The organism is Kocuria sp. CPCC 205263 (assembly GCF_040981075.1).
GTDB classification, from domain to species: Bacteria; Actinomycetota; Actinomycetes; order Actinomycetales; family Micrococcaceae; genus Kocuria; species Kocuria rosea.
Window position 1 is genome coordinate 432,526 of sequence record NZ_JAVKPV010000003.1, and the last position, 17,317, is coordinate 449,842.

At 66.7% G+C, this 17,317-nt stretch carries 19 protein-coding genes; 11 read left to right on the plus strand and 8 right to left on the minus strand.

The features are described 5' to 3' along the window. Positions 1-18: 18 nt before the first annotated feature. Together RF647_RS06815 and RF647_RS06820 are read right to left on the minus strand one after the other, a co-directional pair. Entirely contained in the window at positions 19-1,257 is a 1,239-nt protein-coding gene (locus tag RF647_RS06815) for a PLP-dependent aminotransferase family protein (RefSeq protein WP_368811075.1), read from the minus strand. Further along, positions 1,254-2,105 (minus strand): methyltransferase domain-containing protein, encoded by an 852-nt coding sequence (locus RF647_RS06820; RefSeq protein ID WP_368811076.1) that lies wholly within the window; start codon positions 2,103-2,105, stop codon positions 1,254-1,256. Before RF647_RS06820 ends, RF647_RS06815 begins: the two co-directional genes overlap by 4 nt. Before the next feature lie 389 nt (positions 2,106-2,494). On the opposite strand from RF647_RS06820, the gene RF647_RS06825 reads away from it, so the two are divergent. From RF647_RS06825 to RF647_RS06840, 4 genes are all read left to right on the plus strand, one after another. Continuing rightward, the gene (locus RF647_RS06825) at positions 2,495-3,304 is read left to right on the plus strand and encodes a hypothetical protein (RefSeq protein WP_368811077.1); all 810 of its coding nucleotides are present in this window, start codon (positions 2,495-2,497) and stop codon (positions 3,302-3,304) included. Positions 3,305-3,478: 174 nt separating this feature from the next. Then, positions 3,479-3,997, plus strand: coding sequence for a hypothetical protein (locus tag RF647_RS06830; RefSeq protein ID WP_368811078.1), 519 nt, complete (start codon positions 3,479-3,481; stop codon positions 3,995-3,997). A 165-nt stretch (positions 3,998-4,162) separates the two neighbouring features. After that, positions 4,163-4,474: a putative quinol monooxygenase gene (locus RF647_RS06835; protein ID WP_368811079.1), complete on the plus strand. Its 312-nt coding sequence runs from the start codon at positions 4,163-4,165 to the stop codon at positions 4,472-4,474. 397 nt (positions 4,475-4,871) lie between these two features. After that, complete coding sequence (locus RF647_RS06840) at positions 4,872-5,480, plus strand: hypothetical protein (protein WP_368811080.1); 609 nt, start codon at positions 4,872-4,874, stop codon at positions 5,478-5,480. Between the two features lie 55 nt (positions 5,481-5,535). Here RF647_RS06840 and RF647_RS06845 read toward each other — a convergent pair whose 3' ends face one another. After that, positions 5,536-6,093: a hypothetical protein gene (locus RF647_RS06845; protein WP_368811081.1), complete on the minus strand. Its 558-nt coding sequence runs from the start codon at positions 6,091-6,093 to the stop codon at positions 5,536-5,538. A gap of 341 nt (positions 6,094-6,434) precedes the next feature. On the opposite strand from RF647_RS06845, the gene RF647_RS06850 reads away from it, so the two are divergent. Next, positions 6,435-7,010 carry a hypothetical protein gene (locus RF647_RS06850; RefSeq protein ID WP_368811082.1) on the plus strand — a complete coding sequence of 192 codons (576 nt, stop codon included), beginning with the start codon at positions 6,435-6,437 and terminating at the stop codon, positions 7,008-7,010. 539 nt (positions 7,011-7,549) lie between these two features. Beyond that, entirely contained in the window at positions 7,550-8,515 is a 966-nt protein-coding gene (locus tag RF647_RS06855; RefSeq protein ID WP_368811083.1) for a hypothetical protein, read from the plus strand. A 66-nt stretch (positions 8,516-8,581) separates the two neighbouring features. On the opposite strand, the gene RF647_RS06860 is transcribed toward RF647_RS06855, so the two are convergent. Continuing rightward, the gene (locus RF647_RS06860) at positions 8,582-8,932 is read right to left on the minus strand and encodes a hypothetical protein (RefSeq protein WP_368811084.1); all 351 of its coding nucleotides are present in this window, start codon (positions 8,930-8,932) and stop codon (positions 8,582-8,584) included. A 576-nt stretch (positions 8,933-9,508) separates the two neighbouring features. Here RF647_RS06860 and RF647_RS06865 point away from each other — a divergent pair. Further along, positions 9,509-9,910 (plus strand): hypothetical protein, encoded by a 402-nt coding sequence (locus tag RF647_RS06865; RefSeq protein WP_368811085.1) that lies wholly within the window; start codon positions 9,509-9,511, stop codon positions 9,908-9,910. Positions 9,911-10,299: 389 nt separating this feature from the next. Continuing rightward, complete coding sequence (locus RF647_RS06870; RefSeq protein ID WP_368811086.1) at positions 10,300-10,791, plus strand: excalibur calcium-binding domain-containing protein; 492 nt, start codon at positions 10,300-10,302, stop codon at positions 10,789-10,791. Positions 10,792-11,091: 300 nt separating this feature from the next. Here the strand turns inward: RF647_RS06870 and RF647_RS06875 are convergent, their stop codons facing one another. Beyond that, a complete protein-coding gene (locus RF647_RS06875; protein ID WP_368811087.1) occupies positions 11,092-11,370 on the minus strand; it encodes a hypothetical protein in 279 nt (92 codons plus the stop codon). A gap of 162 nt (positions 11,371-11,532) precedes the next feature. On the opposite strand from RF647_RS06875, the gene RF647_RS06880 reads away from it, so the two are divergent. Both RF647_RS06880 and RF647_RS06885 read left to right on the plus strand, forming a co-directional pair. Then, the gene (locus RF647_RS06880; RefSeq protein ID WP_368811088.1) at positions 11,533-12,585 is read left to right on the plus strand and encodes a ferredoxin reductase; all 1,053 of its coding nucleotides are present in this window, start codon (positions 11,533-11,535) and stop codon (positions 12,583-12,585) included. Between the two features lie 21 nt (positions 12,586-12,606). Beyond that, positions 12,607-13,767 (plus strand): fatty acid desaturase, encoded by a 1,161-nt coding sequence (locus RF647_RS06885; protein WP_368811089.1) that lies wholly within the window; start codon positions 12,607-12,609, stop codon positions 13,765-13,767. A gap of 22 nt (positions 13,768-13,789) precedes the next feature. On the opposite strand, the gene RF647_RS06890 is transcribed toward RF647_RS06885, so the two are convergent. The 3 genes from RF647_RS06890 to ppk2 all read right to left on the minus strand — a co-directional run bounded on the left by RF647_RS06890 (position 13,790) and on the right by ppk2 (position 16,512). Beyond that, complete coding sequence (locus RF647_RS06890) at positions 13,790-14,710, minus strand: glycosyltransferase family 2 protein (protein WP_368811090.1); 921 nt, start codon at positions 14,708-14,710, stop codon at positions 13,790-13,792. A 161-nt stretch (positions 14,711-14,871) separates the two neighbouring features. Then, complete coding sequence (locus RF647_RS06895; RefSeq protein ID WP_368811091.1) at positions 14,872-15,447, minus strand: hypothetical protein; 576 nt, start codon at positions 15,445-15,447, stop codon at positions 14,872-14,874. 153 nt (positions 15,448-15,600) lie between these two features. After that, a complete protein-coding gene (gene ppk2 / locus RF647_RS06900) occupies positions 15,601-16,512 on the minus strand; it encodes a polyphosphate kinase 2 (RefSeq protein ID WP_368811092.1) in 912 nt (303 codons plus the stop codon). Between the two features lie 304 nt (positions 16,513-16,816). Here ppk2 and RF647_RS06905 point away from each other — a divergent pair, with 304 nt between their 5' ends. Continuing rightward, positions 16,817-17,050, plus strand: coding sequence for a hypothetical protein (locus RF647_RS06905; protein ID WP_368811093.1), 234 nt, complete (start codon positions 16,817-16,819; stop codon positions 17,048-17,050). Positions 17,051-17,317 lie beyond the last annotated feature (267 nt).

Below are 17,317 nucleotides of genomic sequence, written 5' to 3' on the forward strand. Positions count from 1 at the left end.
AGGGGGATTTTGGTCCGTTCAGCGCAGATTGTCCTCTGTCGGCTCTTCCGAAAACCGGTGCTCCTGCAGGTAGGACTGGATCGCCCGGTGCAGCCGTGCCAGTCCCTCGGTGATGACCTCCGGGGAGTTGGTGACATAGGACAGGCGCAGGGTGGAGCGGTCCGGGTCGTGGGGGTAGAAGGGGGCGCCGGGGACGAAGGCCACTCCTTCCTCCACAGCCCAGGGAAGCAACCCGGCGGTGTCGATGCCATGGCCCAGGCGCGCCCACAGGAACATCCCGCCGTCCGGGGAGGTGATGGACGCTCCCGGTGGCAGGATCTGTAGCAGGCCTGCGTGCATGGCATCCCGGCGTTGCTGGTACACGGCGGCGACCTGACGGATGTGCTTGTCGACATCACAGGTGGCCAAGTAGTGGGCCGCGGCCAGCTGATCGACCACTGCCGACTGCAGTCCCACGGCCTGTTTGGCGATCGCGATGGTGCGCAGGATCGGACCCTCGGCCCGGATCCAGCCCACCCGTATCCCGGGGGCCACGATCTTCGACAGCGAGTTCAGCAGCAGACTCTGCCGGGCCATCCCGGGGTGGGCGGTGATCGGGGCCAGCGGTTCGCCGGTGAAGCGCAGCTGCCCGTAGGGGTCGTCCTCGACCAGGATGGTGCCGGTGCGGACCAGGATCTCGGCGACCTGGTGGCGGCGGGTGGCCGGCATGGTCGTCCCGGTGGGGTTCTGGAAGGTGGGGATGAGGTAGACGAACTTCGGGCGGTGCTCGTCGATCAGTTGCTCCAGCTGCTGGGGGACCACCCCGTGCTCGTCGGTGGGGACTCCGATGATCCGCGCCCCGGCCAGGGTGAAGGCTTGCACGGCGGCCAGATAGGTGGGGTGTTCCACCAGCACCACGTCACCGGCATCCAGCAGCGCTTGGCCCACCAGGTACAGGCCTTCCTGGGAACCGGAGGTCACCTGGATCTGCTCCGGAGTGCTCGGCACGTTCCGGGAAACCCGGGCCGCGGCCTGCTCCCGCAGTTCCGGTTCGCCCTCGGTGGAGGCGTATTGCAGAGCCCGGCGCCCCTGCTGGGCCAGCACGTGGGCGAAGGAGGCCTGCAGGTCCTCCAGGGCGAAAAGGTCCGCATCGGGGATGCCACCGGCGAAGGAGATCACCTCCCCGCGGGAGATGATGGCCAGGATGTCGCGCACCGGGGAAGACTGCACACCGTCCAGGCGCTGGGCCACGGGAAACATCCACGGTTCTTGGGTCATGTGCCGCACCTTTCAGAGCCTTCCTGGGGAAGATCACGCTGCTGGGACCGGGACGGGCGGGCGAGCACCTCGCCGTGGACCAGCACGAACCAGGCATTCTCTGCGGCGCCCCATCGAAGCCAGTCCTCGACCATGAGCTCCACCTCCTGGGACGTGGCCAACCCGAGCTCCCGTGCGCGGTCGGCGAAAGCCGGCGTGCGGGCGCGCTGAGCCCAGGAACGAGACCACCACTGGGTGCTTTCTGGGGTGGTGTAACACCAGGTCGAGGCGTCGGCCTGCACCTTGGTCAGGCCGGCCTGCAGACACCAGGACTTTAGCCGCCGACCGGCATCAGGCTCACCCCCATTGAGCCGGGCCATCGCACGATAGGTCTCCAACCACCGGGTCATCCCTGGGGAGGTGGGATACCAGGTCATGGCCTCGTAGTCGGCGTCCCGGCAGGCGATCCACCCATCCGGGCGGCACACCCTGGTCATCTCCTGCAATGCGGCGACGGGATCGGCCACGTGCTGGAGGACCTGATGGGCGTGCACCACATCGAAGGCCCCGTCCGGGAAGGGCAGACCGGTGATGTCCGCGAGCTGGAACTCGGTGCGCGTGTCGCCTCGCCGTGCCGCCTCGCCCCGGGCGACGACCAGCGCCTCCTCCCCCACGTCCACGCCCACCACGCGCCCCTCCGGCACATACCCCGCCAGATCCAAAGTGATCGACCCGGGCCCGCACCCGGCATCCAGCACGACCATGTCCGGTCGCAGGTGAGGCAGTAGATAAGCCGCGGAGTTCTCCGCCGTTCTCTGCGCATGGGAGAGCAGCACACTGGGGGCATAACCGAGACCGTACCGCGGCATGATGTCTCACATTCTAAGATGGTCATCTCTTATAGCAAGACAGTAGGGAAACGTGGGAGGCCCACCAAGGGTGGTTCATTCCCTGAGACGACCCCCTGACCACCCTCACACCACCTCCGCGACAACACCCCCTGACACCTCGGTGCGCACGCACTCTGCCACCCCGTCAATCGCCTCCGGCCACCGACGAAAGACATGTAATATCAGCGAATCGGCGCATGGGGCGTGTGTGATCGTGGTGCAGAGCACAATTGCCGGGAACCGCCAACAGCGACAAGGTGGAAAAGGTGAAAGTCCCGGTGCTCCCACACCCTCCCCCAAAGGTCCCAGCACGGGGAAATCCCCCGGACCAGGCCCTGCCATGGCTTCCCTTTGCCATCCTGCTGGTCGTGGCCTTGGCCGTCATGGCCCACGGCTCTTGGCGCGGTGACTGGTTGATCGTGACCTTGAACGCTGTGATTGTAGCGATCGCGGTCTGGGGACTTCGCCTCCCCCGCAAGCAGGCCGACGATTCTCACCAGTTTCCTGCCGCAGACCGGCTGGTGACTTCCTCTCCTGGCAGTCTCCTTGCCCCCTCGACCAAGGAGACGAGTCACTTTCCCTGTCCTCAGCCATCTCCGCACGCAGCACTCATCGACAGCACCACCACCGAGTCCCCGGAGGAGCTTCCTGTCCTGGCTTCCTTCGCGATCACCGACCGGATCGACAGCGCTGCCACCGGCACGACCGGCCGCCTGACCGTCATCATCCCCGCCGACACCGAAGTCACCACCGACCCGGTAGTTGCCGCTCTGCTCACCGCCGGACACCAGATCCTCGACGAGCACCACCTGACCGATCAACCCTTGCTAACGGTGGAAATCAGCGCGGTGGAGCGAGCCGACAAACAACCCGCCACCATCCCAGCGACCGGATTCACCGTGCACATCACCAATGATCTGACCGCCCGCCAATCGGACATCACCCTGGACGCACACCAGACGCTGGGCACCGACAATAGGGTCCTGCTCATCGCCGCTACCTTGCTGGCCGGCGCCGAGCACCTCCTGGACTATCCCGCCCGCTCCTTGCCCACACGACCCTCACGCACCCACCGAGGACGGGGCCATCGCAGGCGACACCCCCCACGCCCAGAGCCAGCCGCTAACCGGCCATATGTAAAGCGGAAGAGGGCTGAAGCGGTCTCAGAGATCATGTGAGGGTCCGGCAAACCCTCCGCCATGACCCTCAAGGTATGAATCTCTTACCTGACACCTTTCAGCGCAGCGCCCCGACGCCTGTCATCACTACACCGGCCGGGCCCGTGTCTGGGTGCCGCGGCGGGGCGTGTGAACGCCTGGCCTCGTCCCCACCACTCTCCCCTTGGAGCCCCCTTGAACGCTACCGCGCCCTGTCCTGCCATCGAGAACCTCCCGGTCGTCGACTCCTTCGCCGTCGCCGCCCAGATCCGCATGACCGCCACCGGTACTCGCACACGCCTGGCGGTCGCCGTACCGCAGGAGGCACCGGTCAACCCGCACACGCTGATCTCCGCGCTGCTCACCCTGGGCCGGCAGGTCCTGGAGGAGTACCGGCTCACCCGCCAGCAGCTGCCCGAGGTGGAGGTCACCGCAGTGGAGCGCGTCGAGACCGTCCCGGCGACCGCGGCCGCCACCGGGTTCACCGTCGGAGTCACCAAAGACCTGGAGGCCCAGCGCTCCACCCTCGTGCTGGACTCGGACTTCCTGCTGGGCAACGACGGCGGAGTGCTGCTGGCCGCCGCCACACTGCTAGCCGGCGCCGAGCACCTACTCGACCCCGAACCGGCTGATCATCCCCGCCACACCGGGCGCAGGCACCAACCCTCCCCCCGAAGCCGCCGCTCAGGCCGCCGGGGCCGCAGCCGCCACTGAGCCCACCCGGAACTTCTCCCCCTGCCCCGGGATGGGAACGTGCACCGCAATGCCAATGGGTAGCAGTGTGTGCGTGATGATCAGGCATATCCCGTTCCAGTCAGCTACCTTTGTCGATCTACCCCGCTCGGCTATCTCCACATCACCGTCTGGAAGGACCGCTTCATGACTGTTGTCGTCGCCGCCGTGTTCACCCCCGCCGCCGGCTCCCGAGAACGGCTTATCGAAGCCTTGCAGCAAGCCATTCCCGCTGTGCACGAGGAACCGGGATGCTTGCTCTACGCGATTCACGACGCCGCGGACGGGTCGATCGTGATGATCGAGAAGTGGGCCTCTGACAGCGACCTCGCAGCGCACGCCGAAGGGCCCGCGGTCGCACGCCTGAATCACCTCATCGACGGACTGACCGCGAAGCCCGTCGTTGTCACCACCATGGCACCGCTGCCCGCCGGCACCCATGATCAAGGCGCACTCTGAGAGCACTCATGGGCGCAGGCTCACAGGGTGACCGCCCGCAGGACGGGTCACTGAGCCGGCTGTCGGCCACGGCCATGCCCTGGCCGACGTCTTGAAAGGATTCCTCGGCGCAGCCCTCGTCGTCGTCGTCGTCGACGCCGTGTACTTCCACCGCACCGGACGCCGCTTCCAGGGAACCCTAGGAGCACCATCAGAGGGCTGACATGAGAAGTGGTGCGCCGCCTCGTTCCTCGCTAGGGCAAGTCGGCACGCCCAAGGGTCAAGACCCTGAAGTAGTGACAGCCCGACTGGCCATCTCGCCGTTCCCGGATGCACACGAATCTGTGGCGTGGAGCTCACGGGGCGGAGATCATGACGAGTGGTGTGCGCCCTGGCCTAGAACGGCAGGAGAAGCCACATGGACCGCACCGCGGCCCGGCGCACGAAGCAGGTACAGCTGCTGTGTGGGCTGCTGGCCATCGGGATGGGCCTGGTCTCCGTCGTAGCGAACTGGCCCTACCTGCTCGGCACCACGGGCGAGGACCGCTGGGTGGCCTGGTTCGCGGTCGGATCCGGGGCGTGGTTGCTGCGCGGACCCCGCAGCTACGGCAAAACCCTGGTGCTCACCCGCCGACAGTGGCGGTACGGATTCGTGGCCCTGATGGTGTCACTCCTCGCGGCCCTGATGGTGTGGGCCCTCCGTTTCCCGCAACCGCAGGCGATAACTGCGGTTCCGTCGCTGTTGGTGATCACCTTTCTCCTGCAGCTCTTCGTGGTCGAAGGCAGCGAGGAAGACCACGTCGTGGCGTTCAGCGAAGCCCAACACCGGACCTGGAAGCGTGGCACCGCCGGTCTGATGGCCATCGGCCTCCTGGCCATCGCCGGCGCCATCGCACTGGCTGTGGCCGGCAACCTGATGGGCGCGGGCTTCCTGATCCCCCTCGGGATGATCTTCCTTATCTTCGCCACGATGATGAGACGCCAGCTCATCCGACGTCGAGACGAAACCCCGCGCAAGGCCCACTGAACAGGGATGCGCGACAACAAGCCGAAGGACAGACGGAACCCCGACTGCAACGCCATTAAGAATCCTGGGCATCAGCGTGGAGCACGTGCAAAAAGGTCCAACTACGCCGCAGGCGTAGGGTGCAGATGATCGCTCCGCCTAAAAGGCCGCTGGAGGTCACCAGCCAAGAAAGCTCAGGCCGGACGAACTCACAGACGAGCATGCCCAGCAGAGCGGCGACCATGACCATGAACCCCTCGATTACGTTGCAGGCCGCTACACCGGCAGCAATTCGCACGTCAGGATGTGACGGCAAGGACCTGGACGTGACAGCTGAAGAAAACGCCCGCTTCCACTGTGCCCTGAGGATCTTCTTGTCAGGTCGTGGGCGTGGCGCTTTGGTGAGGTGATGGACGATCCCTATCAAACCGAGAACGGCAAAGAGAACCAGTAGCTCCCATGGCACACGTTGCTCAGCGGCGTCCAAAGGAAGGAACGACGCAAAGAGCGGAAAGCCGATGACTGCTACCGCGCATGCAGGAAGTGTACGAGTGATGGCCTGGCCAGCCGTGGGGATCGAGATGTTGGCGATCCGGGCGGCATCTCCAGCTGTAGTGCGACCATGCTTATCCATTTCATAAAGCTAATGCCAGATACCCACCAAGGGCTTGGCCTACATCAGGGGACCGGCTCTACTGCGGTGTTGTGTACCGGGACTGGCGGTCCGCCTACCGACGCCCCGTGACACCCCACTCGGCTGGCCGGGCGCCAAGGCCCGGATGGAGCTGACCACTTCGCATGGCAACCCCTACTGCAATTGAGGCATAGGGCAGAGTATATCTTCTTGGGCGCGGGCGGTCCGGACACGCCTACCGGTGCTGCGGTGCCGTCTCGGTCGGCCCTGCGGGCTCCCGGTAGTGTCCGGACATGAGCAAGAGGAGGAGCCGCCCCTCCCCCGGAGCCGCTGAGGAGGCAATGGTGCAGCCACCGCTGTCCACGTCGGGGGATTTGGCATGGGCGGCCCATCAGCGCACCGCTCGAGTCACCAGCACCACGCTGATCCGCGTCACCGAGGGATTGATCGGCCCGGAAGAGATCGCCCTCGATCCGGAGAGTCATCTCCTGGACATCTTCGCCCACGAAGCCGAAGCCACCCGCGTATGGCACCGACGCCGGCGCCTGGCAGACAGCGGATGGATCGAAGGGGCCGTACGGCTGCGCTACCAGGAACAGGAGCTGATGCCAGCTGCTGGAGCGTGGGACGTGGTCAGCCTGTCGTTCGCCCTGCTGCAGCTGATCGAGGAGTTCCAGCAGGAAAGCCATGCCGGGGTGTATTTCCCGGACGAGCCGGTGCCCATTGCTTTGGAGACGGTCGAGCGCCGGGTCTTCTTCACCGTCGCTGAGACCCGGGTGATGGTCGGGCCCCTACCCTTCCTCAGCAGTCTGGTCGACGAATCCGAACGCTTTTTCCAGTGGGTCGGGCGCAACATCGGTGCCGATGCGGCGGACCGGGAGATCGAAGCTATCCGCTCCCGCCTTGCTCAGACCTAGCCTCCCCCGCGAGCTCCAGACACGCATCCGAATCGAGTGCACGCAGAGACAACCCCAACTGCACGTGCCGATGCCCATGGACCCGCGACGATCAGGAGCGTGGGCGGTCCCTGTCGTTACGGGGCCGCCCATGTGTGAGCATCCCGGTCTCGTTCGGCAGGAGTGCACCTCCTGCCGCGGGGAGAAAGAGGAGGGCGGGCAGCCATTCAGTGATGGCGAACAGGCCTAGTGCGAGAAGGAGAACGACGATCGCTGCGACTCGGACTTTGGTGTGAATGACATCACTTCCGTTGAGTTCGCGAAGCCTAACATCGGCCTCCAGGACCCCTTGCCACTCGACTCGCCGGGCGGACTCCCAGCACAAACGGGAACCCCTGCTGCAACTCCGCATACCCCGTCGTCAACCGGCGCTTCAATGGTTCCGACCACGGCGCTTATGACGGCCAGACCGCGCGAGAGCGCCCTATGGTGAGCAGGTGCCACCCCTCTTCGACGCCTCCGCGCGCCACCGTGCCCTGAGGCGCACCGTTCTCGTCCTGGTGGCGGTGTTCCTCCTTTTCGCCGTGGCCGGCGCCACGTTCCTGTACGCGCAGATGAGTGTGCGCACCCCCTTCGATGCCTGGTGGCGGAACCTTCAGAGCGTGGAGCGGCATCTGGGGCGGCTCGTCGGCGTCGACCGGGCGGTGCTGACGGTGGAGACACCGTACTGGGTCAACCGATCCCTGCACGGGGCCTGGCCGCCTCGCTCTGGGACCCTGGAACTGCGCCTGGACGACGGCACGGACCAGGCCCGACTACTGAAGCTGCTGCCGCAGGCCCACCGGATCATCGCCGAGCACGACTGGCCAGTGCATGAGGGCCACCGCGTGGACCCCGAGGAGGTCACGTTTCCAGTTGACCCGGCCACCTGGAAGGTCTTGGTCACTTCCGGGCCCAACCGCCTCGAGACGGCAGAAGGAGCCCTGTCGGTCCTGCCGCTGGCCCACCAGGGGACGAACGCGGCCCGGGAAGCCACGGACCGCCTGGAGACGTCCTCACCCGTGGGCAACAGCAGCGCCACCTTGATCGGCTACCGCGAGGTGGATCTGACCTCGGAGACCTCGGTCCAGGAGTTCTTGGACGCCCGCCAGGCGATGCCCGAGGACGTTCAGCTCATCGGCCGGCAGGGCGACACCACTGTGCTGGCCGTGCTGGCCGAGGCCCCGACGGGCATGGGCCCGGTCACGGCTGCAGACATCGTCGCCGGCGCACGGTTGGGTAGTGCTGGAGGAATCCGCACGCTGGAGATCGGATACGGAGGCGAGGACGGCCGCTTGAGCTTGTGGGCAGAGACCCGGGATGAGTTCGGCCAGCTCTCCGACGGCCCTCTGCCCGAGTTCACCCTGACCACCGCGGCCGAGCTGCACGACCTGCTCGCCGAACACCGAGTACGGCACACCATCGTCGTCGCTGTCCCCGGTCACGCATACACCTGGCCCGCCGAGCTCGAAGAAGGCAGTGAGTAACCCTCCCTGCAACCGGCTCCGCCTGGTGCAGTTCGTGCGCGGAAGCCGGAATGTGGGCGAGGAAGTCTAGGCAGTTTCCCTGTCGGCGGGTTCGACCGTGGGGGTCCCTGCACGGGTGGAGGTGACTGGTGGCGGCAGTGCTGCACTCAGGTGCGGGGCGATGCGTGCCAGCTGGACGAGATAGCCATGGGCGTCCAGCTCGGTCAACGCGACAGGAACCCGAGCCTTGGCCGTGCTGGCGCGGGCAGCGAGGTCAGCCAAAGCCAGGGTGTGTTCGGGACGGGTGCGGGCCACCGCACGCAGCACGCGACGGGCTTGCGGGCTCAGCCGGGTATCGGCGCCGGCTTGGTCGATCAGGGCGTCCAGGGCCGGGCGCAGTGCTGCGAAGGCCGCCGCCCGGGACAGCGGATCTCTCACAGGACTCGCCCACCTGGCGTGCGCCCCGGCACAGTGCCCATCGTTCATGCGGACCGCCTTAACCAGGACAGCTGCCGGCGCGCGGTCGTTGTGCTGCCACAGCGCCGGAGGAATTGTCAGGGGTGCCGTGTGGGGCCGCCGCTCTGGCAGCAGAAGAGTCGCCCCCCGACGACGGGACCCTAGGCCCCAGTTCTTCTGCCGCCAGGACGGCGGCCATCCGACCGGTCGGCAGCGGATCAGCCCCCCGGCTGAGCACTCCGACACGGTCCACGCTGGGTGACTCAGCCCCCCGACTGAGCACCGTGCGTGATACCCCAACCGTACCGACCAGTAAGAAGAAGATCGACTTTCATCATGTCCCCATTTCCGCTGGCGGAACGCCCCATCATGCTCGTGAGGCGTGTCCGGTGCGCGTCGTCCCCCCGAAGGCAGCTCCCGGCGGCTCATGCGACAAGAGGACATTGCTGTGGTGCTGGCCCTGCGGAGACCAACCACAACTGCGCTGTCGGTTCAGGGTCCGACTGAGGACAATGAGCCCATGACCCGCACCGCCCCCAGCCGCCCGACCAGGTCCCTGTGAACCGCTTTCTGCTCGCTGTCCTTGCGGGGCTGATCGGTCTCGCCACGTCGGTAGCCCTATATCTCGGCCTGGTGCATGCGGTTCCATTGGTGAGTTGGGGCACCGATGAGGAAGAGCTCCTGCGCGTCGAAGGTGCACACGACGTGCGAATCGCATCCCTGCTCGCCGCGCTGGCCGGCGTCCTGCTCCTGACCGCCCGTGCCCGGTGGACAGGTGGCATCGCGGTGGCAGCCGCCTGCCTGATGGCTGTGCTGGCTCATGGGAACACGGTCGCGTCTTGGGGCCTGCTGCTGGTCTACGTGCTGGTCTTGCTGGTGGGTTGTGGTGGCGTCGTCAGACAGGCCAGGAACCTGCGGAGTATGGCACCGTCACGATGGGCGCTCGGTCGCCTTGGGTGAGCGGGCTGCTCTCACATCGCTACACCGGCCGGACATGCTCACGGCCTCGACTACACCCTGCATTGGGATGAGTCGTTAAGAGAACCCCATGTGCAAATCCGCAGTCCCGGCGGCGCAACGGAGCATCAGCAGAGCCCTGCGGAAAGGCGACGGGCACCGAGGCGCGGCCGGAGGCTCTGCTCCGGGGACGGGGTCCATGGCGTGGTCCCCGGTGCCACGGACGGGAACAGGGCGGCCGCCGCGCAACGACCAGGTGTCGTCTTGATCCGTTGAACTCCCGAAGTCAACAGAACTGGGGTAGATCAAGTTTGTGTCGCTGACGGGGTGGCCTCAAGGATGTTCGCTGGATACGTTGCAAAGGCAACTACCCCACCGAAAGCGAGAAGCAGATGCGAAAAAGCGCAGCAAGTGCCGCCCTGATCACCGCCGTCGGGCTCTCGGCCCTGACCACTGCCCCGGCCTCGGCCGACGTCTACGGGCCCGTCTTCCCCGTCTGTGACGCAGCCTTCGCCGCGGAGGTGTACAACATCCCCCAGGGCAGCCCGGCCTACAACCCCGCCCTGGACACCGACGCCGACGGCGTGGCGTGTGAGAGCGGGGCCTACGCCTACGACGCTGCGAAGGTCGCCGAGATCGTGGAGCAGCGTGAGCTGGCCCGGGATACCCTGCCCCCGAACACCGGTATCATCGCTGGCCCCGATGGCACTGGTCTGGAGGAGGCACGGCAGATCGAGCAGGTCCCCGTCGGCGGCGCCGACACCGGCGTGGCCGTGGAAACCGGCGACGGCAACGGCGCCGCCGCGGTGACCGGTGGCCTGACCCTGACTGCGGCCCTCGCCGGCGGTGCATTCCTGTTGCGACGGCGCGCCCGAACCGCCTGAGTAGCACGCCCACGGCCCCGGTAGCCCTCATACAGGGTCGTTGGGGCCGTTGGCGTACCTACCGCAAGCGCCGTCCGACACCTCAATCCCACCTATTGCACCACCACGACGGCGGAGTCGGGTCGATCTGAGGGGCATACCAGCAGAGGCCAGAAATTCCAGAGCTGGGTGTCTGCCAATCCGCCTTATGTGAAGTAGGGCGTCAGCGGGTCTGCCTGTCGCTCGTCGATGCTCCGGTCACGGCGAGGTCGTCCTGGTGTGTCAGACAGCCGCGCCGGCTACTTCCGGCATCCCCAAGTCCTAGCCGTGGCCGCCGTGGTGGCCGCCGTCGCCGACCTGATCGCGGGCCATGTAGTTCTCGATGTCGAAGAGGTTCTCCGCCCGGCGCGCGATGTTCACCAGCGTGGTCATCGAGGCGACCTCCTCGATCTGTACTTTCAGGAACCGCAACATGAACTGCTCCCCGAGCGGGTCGCCCTCGGCCCCGGCGGCAGCGAACAGTGTTTTGGTCTGCTCGGTGACCTCCTGGGCCGGGGCCAGAGCCAGGGGCCCGCGGACGTCTGTGAAATCGTTGCGCACTTGCCCGACCCCGAGAATGGTCAACGGAAGATTCCGGTACAGAACCGGCCGAGATCTGGGTCCGGCACGGCCTCCCATTTTCATCATGTCGCCACAGTTCTGCGGCTGGAATTGGGGTTAAGGGCACGAGACCGGGCAGGGGTCCTGCGGGATATTGGTGTCATGGTCAGATTACGTGTGCTGTCCCGCTTGGCGTCGGCCTTCACCACCCCGCGCTCCCCCGAGGATTTCCTGCGGCTCATCGACCCGCTGGCCAGCGCCCGGCAGTTGCGCGCCGTCGTCACCGCGGTGGAACCCGAGACCGCGGGCTCGGTCACGATCCGCTTCCGCCCCGGCAAGGGGTGGAACCCGCACGAGGCCGGTCAGTGGGCGCGAATCGGCGTGGAGATCGACGGGGTGCGGCACTGGCGCTCCTACTCCCTGAGCACTGGCACCGGGCAGGACCCAGCCATCACCGTGACTGCTATGGGTGCTGTCTCCACGGCCCTGGTGCGCGGCACGAAGGTCGGGGACGTGCTGTTCCTGGTCCCGCCGGAGGGCGACTTCGTGTTGCCCGAGCACCCGCGCCCGCTGCTGATGCTCACCGCCGGCAGCGGGCTCACCCCGGTCATGTCGATGATCCGCACCCTGGTACCGCGCCGGCCGGACGCGGATGTGGTGCTCGTCCACTCCGCACGCACCCCCGAGGACGCTCTGTTCGCCGAGGAGCTGGCCGAGCTGGCGGACCAGTTCCCCGGTTTCCGCCTCGTGCACTGGTTCACCGGTGAGCGCGGTCGGCGCCTGGATTTCACCACGACCGCCGACCTCGACGCCGTCTGCCCCGACTGGCGGAACCGCGCCGCCTACGCGTGCGGGCCCGCCGAGTTCCTCGACGCCGCCGAGGCGCTCTGGGCGCGGGAGGAGGGCCAGTTGCGCGTAGAGCGCTTCGCGCCTGCCCTGCTGGCCGGCTCCGGCGGGAAGGGCGGCCGGGTGACCTTCGAGCGCTCCGACCAGGAGGTCGAGGCCGACGGCGCGACGACCCTGCTCGAGGCCGGGGAGGAAGCCGGGGTGGTGATGCCCTACGGCTGCCGGATGGGCATCTGCCGCTCCTGCCTCGTGCCACTGCGTGCCGGACAGATCCGGGACCTGCGCACCGGGGAAGTCCACGGCGAGCCCGGGGAGCTCGTGCAGACCTGCATCTCCGGCGCCGCCGGACCCGTCAACCTCGACATCTGATCCCTGCCGAAAGGACGACCCATGGCCTCCACCGCTTCCTCCAACCAGACCACACCCACAGCCCAACGCACCCCTACCCAGGAGCCGTCACCGGCTCCCGATGACGCGCCGGATGTACGTCCCTCGGCCGCCGCCCATCTGACCGACGAACGGATTCAGGAGGTGGGCCGTGAGCTTGATGCGATCCGCGCCACCGTCATCGAGGACCGCGGGACCAAAGACGCCGCCTACATCCGCCGCGTCATCCGAACCCAGCGATCGTTGGAACTGGCCGGGCGCGCCACGTTGTTGTCCGCCAAGCACAAGCCCGCCTGGTTCGCCGGCACCGGCATGCTGACCGTCGCCAAGATCCTGGAGAACATGGAGATCGGCCACAACGTGCTGCACGGGCAGTGGGACTGGATGCGCGATCCCGACATCCACTCCACCACCTGGGAGTGGGACTTCGTCACCCCTGCCGAGGCGTGGCAGCACACCCACAACGACCTGCACCACACCTGGACCAACGTCATCGGCAAGGACCGCGACGTCGGGTACACCATCCTGCGCATGGACGCCGACCAGCCGTGGCGCCTCAAGAACCTGGGCAATCCGCTCTACAACGCCCTGCTGGCCCCGGTCTTCGAATGGGGCATCGCCCTCTACGACCTCGAACTCGACCGGGTGCGGGCGGGCACCAAGTCCAAGGCCGAACTCCACCAGTCGCTGAGGGCTCTGGGGGCGAAGTTCGCCAAGCAGATCGCCAAGGACTACGTGGCCACCCCGGTGGCCGCCGCGGTCCTGAGCGGCTCGGGGAAGCAGGCTCTGGCTGCCACGGCCACCGCCAACGCGGTGCGCAACGTCTGGGCGCACGCCGTGATCTTCTGCGGCCACTTCCCCGCCGGGGCGGACACCTTCACCGAGGCCCAGATCGAGGGCGAGACCCGCGGCGACTGGTACGTGCGGCAGATGATCGGCTCGGCCAACATCTCCGGGTCGAGGCTGATGCACCTCATGACCGGCAACCTGTCCTTCCAGATCGAGCACCACCTGTTCCCGGACCTGCCCTCGAACCGCTACGCCGAGGTCGCCGTGAAGGTCCGCGAGATCTGCGAGCGCTACGGCCTGCCCTACACCACCGGCCCGCTGCACCAGCAGGTCGGCTCGGCGTGGGCGAAGGTGTTCCGCCTGGCCCTGCCCTAGAACGACCGCCGTAGGTGTTTGATCATGTGCTGTACCCCGGATGCCGGTGGGCGCCTGTGGTCACCTTGTGACGGTCCACGGCGAGACTTGCGGAACCAGTGTGAGGCCCTGGGCCGGAGCTCGGGTGCATGGCTCGGAGCAGTTTCAGCGGCCGGTACAGGGACCGAAGCATGACCGCAGGCGCCTTCAACGCTGGGCTGTCGACCTGGTGGGCACGGCAGGTGCGGTCGAAGCGATTCACGTAGTAGCGAAAGTCTTCGGGGACATCATCCAGGCGGCGGGCGGAGACACCGGCGACCATGGCCGGGACGTAGGCGATCCGCAACCCGTGCTCGCCCAGGTGCAGAGTCAGATCGAGGTCTTCGTGCATCTCATCGGCTTCGTCCCGGCAGACCGTGGAACGGATCTCCTCCCAGGCGCAGCGGCGGATCGCCATGTTCGACCCGTACAACATCGGATACCGGTCAGGAGCCAGCCGCAGCGCCAGTCGCCGCCCCGCGTCATCGAGCCTCAATCCCAGACGGCGCAACGGCATGTCGTCATAGGCCACCGGGCCGGTCGCCGCAGCGACACCCGGATCCAGAAAGGCCTGCTGGACCTGCTCCACCCATTGCGGTGCCAACACCGAGTCCGCATCGATCCGACCCAGCACATCTGCGGTGGCACTGTTCAGGCCGAAATTGCGCGTGGGCACCAGCCCCTGCTCCAGGTTCTGCTGCACCACGATGATGGGGCTCTCCGGGTGCTGCCGCTGCACCCGGGTCACCACCGCCCCGGTGCCGTCGGTGGACCCGTTGTCCACCACGATGATCTGCTCCGCCGCCACCGTCTGATCCAACACCGCCAGCAGGCACCGCTCGATCACGGCTTCTTCGTTGAACGCCGGAATCACCACCGAGACCCCAGGCCTATCAGGGCGTTGACAGGCAGGCATGCCACCCATGATAGGGACTACCCCCTCCACGATGGAGAACGCGTGACGCAGGGTGCCGGCTCCACGCTGCCGGGCGCATCCGAGAAGATCCCCAACGAACCTCAAGGGACAGCCCATCCAGCCAGAACCCGTAGCCCCGTCGGAGCATCCCGGCGGGTTCGGGCCTGCCCTCAGGTGCCGTCGAGGATCTCGAACTCATCGCCGGGGCTGAACTCCAGCCGTGTGCCGTCGAGCACGACCACGTAGCCATCAGTGATCTTCCCAGCCCGGGCTCCACCACCGGCTCCGACGGTGTAGGTGACGGACTGGACATGGTCAACAGTGCCCGTCTGATTGGTTCCACCGCTGCGGATGCGAACCTGCTGACCGACGTACCGCCCGATCTTGGAGATGTCCATGCGCTCACTGTCGCATGCGGGGAACCTGGCGTCGAGCATCCCAGACACCACCAGCCCCGTCGCCACACCGGCCGGCACATGCTGGGTCCGTAACCGCTTCACCATCGGGAACAACAGCCCTGCGAGCAGCCCCGCGATGGGCACCGGGATGATGACCACCGTGATCGTGGAGAGCAGATAGCCGGCGGCACGGTCCCACTTCTGCCACCAGTGAGGTATTTCATGAAGAAGATCCTTTTCGCCCTTGCCCCCGTCAACATCAGCCGCGTCATGCAACGCCGACAGGAGAAGAAGACCCGCGGCAAGGTCCAGCGCACTCCTCGGCGCTGCTGAACCGACACCCGTCACCAGTGGGCCGGCCCCACCGTCCCGGCATCAGTGCCCGCCCCAGTGGCACGGCGGGACGGCGAAACCACCTCTGATCGGCAACCGTGCTGCCACGCGGGATAATCTTAGGGTCCCCTCTGAGGGCCCCCGGGATCTCTCGGGCAGGCCGGTGGGTCAGTCGCCCACGGCATCACGACCCCGGCGGATGAGCAGCTCGTCGGGAGGATAAACCACGGAGACGTCCTTGTCCTCGTAGTCGAACTGGGTCAAGAACACCCGCATCGCGTTGAGCCTCGCCCTTTTCTTGTCGTTGGACTTCACCGTGATCCACGGGGCGTGGTCGGTGTCCGTGCGCAGGAACATTTCCTCCTTCGCTTGCGTGTAGTCCGCCCACCGGTCCAGGGACGCCAGATCCATGGGCGAGAGCTTCCAGCGTCGCACCGGATCGATCTGACGGATCGCGAAGCGGGTGCGCTGCTCGTGTTGGGTGACGGAGAACCAGAACTTGGTGAGGTGGATGCCGGAGTCCACGAGCATCCTCTCGAACACCGGGGCCTGGGTCATGAACTGCTCGTACTTGGCCTCCGTGCAGAACCCCATCACCCGCTCCACGTTGGCCCGGTTGTACCAGGAGCGGTCGAACATCACGATCTCCCCGTTCGTGGGCAAGTGGCGGATGTAGCGCTGGAAGTACCACTGCCCGGCCTCCCGGTCCGAGGGCTTCGTCAGGGCCACGACCCGGGCCGCCCGGGGGTTCAGGTGCTCGGTGAAGCGCTTGATCGTCCCGCCCTTGCCGGCCGCGTCGCGGCCCTCGAACACGATCACGTGCTTCAAGTCGTGGTCCTGGGCCCAGTACTGGAACTTCAGCAGCTCGATCTGCAGCTGGTACTTCTCCAGCTCGTACTCCTCCCGGCTCATCAGCTCGTCATGGGGATAGTCCTCCCGCCAGGTCTGCACCGCCGAGCCCCCCGGATCGATCAGCTCCGGGTCCTCCTCGTTACCGTGCGGCACCGTGTACCCCTGGCCGATGAGCTTGTCGATGAACTCCCGCAGGTTCTCTCGCGCCGGTTCCATGGCGTTGGTCATTGGTCGATCTCCTCCCGGGCCGAACGGCCCCTAGGCGCTGCAGACCGGTGTCGCGATCAGCGCCGGCAACGACGGGCACGCCCACGGCCCTTCCATGGGAGTGTCATTCACTCCCCCTGACGTGATGCGGCCCGTGTGGCCGCCTCCGGCCCTGCCGCGACTGGCGGCAACAACGCCAAGGGCCATCAATGGGCGGCCTGAACCCGGGCACCGGCTGGTCATCATTGCTGTGCACCGTGACCGTGTCAGACCACCATACTGGTAAGCACCCTGATGGATGATGTGGATATTGAGGAGCGCAGCCGTGGCTGATACCGAAGGCCGGATCCAGGACCTGCCCGCGCTGCGCCCTGGTGATCAGATCGAGGTCTGGCACGAGGGATACCTGCACTGGGTGGGCACAGTGGAGCAAGTCGCTCCGGCGCTGGAGGTCGCGTGGATCCACGAGATCCTCGGTGGATATCGCCGGCTGGTGCATGCCCAGGACGCCGACCTACGACACCACCTGCCTCGCGGCGGTGCAGTAGTGCCGCAGTAAGCCCTCGGACCATCGGGGGCTCCGAGCGGGATCCTCGGTGAATGCTCGCTGCCGGCGGGCCGTGCGCACCCCCGCGGGGAGAACGTCGACAGGGGCCGATAGTTGACTGGTCGAATCATCAGCTTGCTTAATAGGTTCCCGTGCTCCCGAAGCGCTCACCGCGAGAAGGCGCAGGTCCGCAGCGGATTCACGGTGTTTCCCGTCAGGATGCCGTTCGTCTGGATGGTGTCCTTCTGGGGTACGCGTGCGAAAGATGAGTTCTCAGCG